At 70.1% G+C, this 1,959-nt stretch carries 2 protein-coding genes; both read right to left on the reverse strand.

The annotated features are described in order from the left end of the window. Nucleotides 1-77: 77 nt before the first annotated feature. Nucleotides 78-1,205 (reverse strand): anhydro-N-acetylmuramic acid kinase, encoded by a 1,128-nt coding sequence (locus RTO53_RS19950; RefSeq protein ID WP_312239392.1) that lies wholly within the window; start codon nt 1,203-1,205, stop codon nt 78-80. A gap of 88 nt (nt 1,206-1,293) precedes the next feature. Further along, nucleotides 1,294-1,959, reverse strand: a 666-nt coding sequence (locus tag RTO53_RS19955; protein WP_312239393.1) for a M23 family metallopeptidase, incomplete at its 5' end; no start/stop codon positions are given.

Genomic DNA, 1,959 nt, shown 5'->3' on the forward strand with positions numbered 1-1,959 from the left:
TTGCCGTTGCCGTTGCCGTTGCCGTTGCCATTGCCATTGCCATTGCCCCCGCCCCCGCCCTCGGCCTCGGCCTCACCCTACGCCGGATGTATCGCCCCCAGAATCCGCGGTCCCCGCGCCCCGCTCACGCTCGGCAGATTCCCCGGCAAGCCGTCCAGCGTCCGCTGCGCCAACCACGCAAAGCCCATCGCTTCCAGGTAATCCGGGTCCAAGCCATGCACCGCGCTGGATTCGATCACCACTCCCGGCAACCGCGCGGCCAACCGGCGCAGCAGCTGCGAATTACGCACGCCACCGCCGCACACCAGCACCCGCTTCGCCTCGGGCAGGTGCGCCAGCAACGCGTTGGCCACCGTCGCGGCCGTGAGTTCCATCAGCGTCGCCTGCACATCGGCCGCCGCCAGTTCGCCCTCGCCCAGCGCCTGCTCGGCCCAGTCCAGGTGGAACTGCTCGCGCCCGGTACTCTTGGGCGGCGGCAACGCAAACCACGGGTCGGCCAGCCAGCGCGCCAGCAACGCCTCGTCGAAGGCCCCGCTGGCCGCGAACGCCCCGTCCGCATCGAACGGCACGCCCCGGTGCCGTTGGCACCACGCATCCATCAGTGCATTGGCCGGCCCGGTGTCGAACCCCCGCGGCACGCCGTTGCGGGGAATCAGGGTCAGGTTGCCGATGCCGCCCAGGTTGAGGACCGCGCGATCCTCATCGGTGGTGCCCAGCATTGCCAGGTGGAAGGCCGGCATCAGCGGCGCCCCATGGCCGCCTGCAGCCACATCGCGGCGGCGGAAATCGGCGACGGTGGTGATCCCGGTGCCCTCGGCGATCCGGTTGGCATCGCCCAGCTGCATCGTGAACGCCGGATCGGCCAGCGGTCGATGGCGCACGGTCTGCCCATGCGAGCCGATCGCGCGCACCTGTGCACGATCCACCCCGCTCAGCCGCAGCAGTGCATTGGCCGCCTCGGCAAAGCACAGCCCCACCTCGGCATCGATCCGTCCCAGCGCATCCAGCGAGGCGATATCGCCGCCTTCGCCAAGTGCGATCAGCGCCGCACGCAGCCCCGGATCCCACGCATGGGTCTGGCCGTGCACGAAGCGGCAGCCGCCCTCGGCGGGGAACTGCACCAGCGCGGCATCGATGCCATCGGCGCTGGTGCCGGACATCAGGCCAATGAAGAGCGGGCTATGCGGATCAACGACAGCGGTCATGGCAGGCAGTCAAAACGGGTTGCGCCCAGCTTCAGCGCAACCTGTCATCGCCGTCAATGCGCACGTGGCCGCGCGCTGGCCGCCGCGATCAGCCGCGGTTGCGCCTGGCCGGCTTGGCCACGCTGGCGGTCTGCGTCTGCGCCTCGGTGTCGGCCGGGGCCACCTGCGGGGCCGGGCTGGCCTCGGCATAGATCAGCTTCTCCATGCCCTGGATGCGCGCCAGCGCCGGCGCGGTCTGCGCCCGGAAGGCGGCCAGCTCGCTGCCACGCAGCGGCTCCGGCGGCGGCATCGTCACCGACAGCGGATTGCGGTGCTCGCCGTTGACGCGGAATTCGTAGTGCAGATGCGGGCCGGTCGCCATGCCGGTCGAGCCGACATAGCCGATCACCGTGCCCTGCGCCACGCGCTGGCCGACCTTGATCGACCCGAAGCGCGACATGTGCCCGTACAGCGTGGTGTGGCCGCGGCCGTGGTCCAGGATCACCACGTTGCCGTAGCCGTTCTGGACCCCGGCGAACTGCACGCGTGCATCGCCGGCGGCCATGATCGGGGTACCGGTGCGCGCGGCGTAGTCCACGCCCTTGTGCATGCGCATCTTGCCCAGCACCGGATGCTTGCGCGCGCCGAAGCTGGAGCTCAACCGCGCGAACGGGATCGGCATGCGGATGAAGCTCTTCTTCAGCGGCCGCCCGCTCACGTCGAAATACTCGGACTTGCCGTTGCGGTCGAAGCGGAAGCCGCTGTAGGTCTTGCC

It is taken from the genome of Stenotrophomonas sp. (assembly GCF_031995405.1).
Classification (GTDB): Bacteria; Pseudomonadota; Gammaproteobacteria; order Xanthomonadales; family Xanthomonadaceae; genus Stenotrophomonas.